Source organism: Desulfurella sp. (assembly GCF_023256235.1).
GTDB lineage: Bacteria > Campylobacterota_A > Desulfurellia > Desulfurellales > Desulfurellaceae > Desulfurella.
This window is the reverse complement of record NZ_JAGDWY010000053.1, coordinates 37471-39099: the sequence shown is the minus strand read 5'-3', so window position 1 is coordinate 39099 and position 1629 is coordinate 37471. Positions and strand designations below refer to the sequence as shown.

Here is a 1629-nt window from a genome sequence, read left to right as displayed (position 1 = left end):
CTACCTGCTCGGGAGTAGGTTTAAAGTCCGTTCTCCTCGCCCATCTTATTCGCACTAGATAGTTGGTATCGGACAGGCCTATCTCCACTTGCTCAGGAGTAGGTGTGAAATTAGTTTTTATAGCCCACTCTAAACGAACACGCCCATCCTTATGTGTAATTCCTTTGTTTACTTCCTCAATACTCATCGCCATAGTACTGCACTCCTATGTGTCTTCATCTTATGTGATTCGTCTTATTGTGTGCTATGTAGCCTCATAATGATGGAAAGAGTACCGTTGCATCCTGTTCGTTTTCTCTATTATTCTCACAACATACTACTTGCTCCCATGCCTCTCGTACTTCTCTAACGGGATGCTGCAATCCTCTTTCTATCTGCGATGGAGAGAACTTTAAGTTTGGACGCTGTAGCCAAGCCATGACTACATCAGTATCTATATCACATACTCCTCTCTCAAACTGCTCAGGAGTAGGAGTCCAGTCCAGCCTCTGCGCCCAAGTTTTTCTAATTACTCTTTCATTATCTGTTAACCCTCTTTCTACTTGTTCATGTGTAGGAGTGAAATCCGTTCGTGAAGCCCACGCCAGCTTCACAATATAAGACTCATCATTCAAACCTGTTTTTATAATGGATAGTTCATGAAAAATTGTTTTTACATCATTGCTTGTTTTTTGCGTATCAAAACTAATTTTTGCAGCAGATATTGCAATATAGGTATCATTTGTAAATTTTTCGTTGAATATTTCTTTAAATTGAGTTTTAATGTTATTCAGTATTGTATTAAATTCAGAAAAAATATTGTTTAAACTTATTTTGGTTATTAAATCAATACGTTCTTTTTTAAAGAAATTGTCTGAAAGCTTAGTTGACTCAGATTTTACTAACTTTAAATACCTATATTTTGTTAATATTTCAGTTATGATACAAAAAATTACAGAGATTAAACCAAAAATCAAAAAAATTAAATTTTGATTAAAATAGTAAAATACAGCACAAAGCAATATATACATACTAATCCATCCTAAAAAAAATTTATCCATGTATATACCTCCTGCTATAATTTACAAACTAATTATATAAATATCATTAAATAAAGTCAACGAACTAAAAGTTAACTAAAAATGAATTTTTTAGCTAATTCTATAGCTTCCTGGGGGCTATTTGCAAATTTCATACCTTCAATATTCCATGAACATTCAATACCAATCACAGTTTTTTGTAGATTAAGTGCAGCAGAGATTTCATTTAATGTGCCATAACTCCCTTCAATAGCAATTAGGCAATCTGCACTTTGTACTATACAAAAATTTCTAGCGTATCCCATACCCGATGCAATAGGAATTTTTATATATGGATTTGCGTTTTTTTTGTCTTTATCAGGTAAAATACCAACAGTTAATCCGCCATGTTCAAATGCCCCTTTACTTGCTGCTTCCATTACACCGTCTAAACCGCCGCAAACCAGCACAAAATTATTTAAAGCTATGAGTTTTCCAACTTCATAGGCAATATTTTTTGCTTGTTCAGTAGCTTTTTGAGAGCCTATTACGCCTATTAGATACATTTAATTCCTCCAATTTTTCTTTTAAATACTTACCTGTAATTGATTTTGGGTTATTTGCAATTTCG

At 33.6% G+C, this 1629-nt stretch carries 3 protein-coding genes; all 3 read right to left on the bottom strand.

Going from position 1 to position 1629, the window contains the following annotated elements; all coding sequences use genetic code 11:
- On the bottom strand, positions 1-187 hold a 187-nt coding region (locus Q0C22_RS05350), incomplete at its 3' end, for a hypothetical protein (RefSeq protein ID WP_291492534.1).
- A 67-nt stretch (positions 188-254) separates the two neighbouring features.
- Positions 255-1040: a hypothetical protein gene (locus Q0C22_RS05345; RefSeq protein WP_291492532.1), complete on the bottom strand. Its 786-nt coding sequence runs from the start codon at positions 1038-1040 to the stop codon at positions 255-257.
- 71 nt (positions 1041-1111) lie between these two features.
- Positions 1112-1564 (bottom strand): TIGR00725 family protein, encoded by a 453-nt coding sequence (locus Q0C22_RS05340; protein ID WP_291492530.1) that lies wholly within the window; start codon positions 1562-1564, stop codon positions 1112-1114.
- Positions 1565-1629: the final 65 nt, after the last annotated feature.